The organism is Mycobacterium arosiense ATCC BAA-1401 = DSM 45069 (assembly GCF_002086125.1).
Lineage (GTDB): Bacteria > Actinomycetota > Actinomycetes > Mycobacteriales > Mycobacteriaceae > Mycobacterium > Mycobacterium arosiense.
Genome location: NZ_MVHG01000335.1, coordinates 1 through 258, shown reverse-complemented (window position 1 = coordinate 258; position 258 = coordinate 1). Strand labels below are relative to the sequence as shown.

Sequence of the window (258 nt, the reverse complement as noted above, 5' to 3'; positions counted from 1 at the left end):
GCTGTTGCACGACGACGCCCGGCAGTTCCTGCCACGGGTGCGCCCGGCCTTCCTCGGCCTGCAATGCGGCATGGCCATCGGCCTGGCGCGCCGCGCACTGGACGAAGTGCAGCGGCACCTGGGCGGCAGCCGTTCGCTGCTGGATGGCGAGCTGGCGGCACAGCGCGAAACCCTCGACGGACACGTGGCGGCGCTGCACGCCGGACTGGCCAGCGGCGAGTTCGCCAGCCAGCCGGCACGCCTGTTCCGCATCCGCAT

Annotated in this window: 1 pseudogene; it reads left to right on the top strand. The window is 72.9% G+C overall.

Features of this window, described 5'->3' with window-relative positions:
• Positions 1-258, top strand: a pseudogene (locus tag BST14_RS32100) (hypothetical protein); the annotation flags it as partial.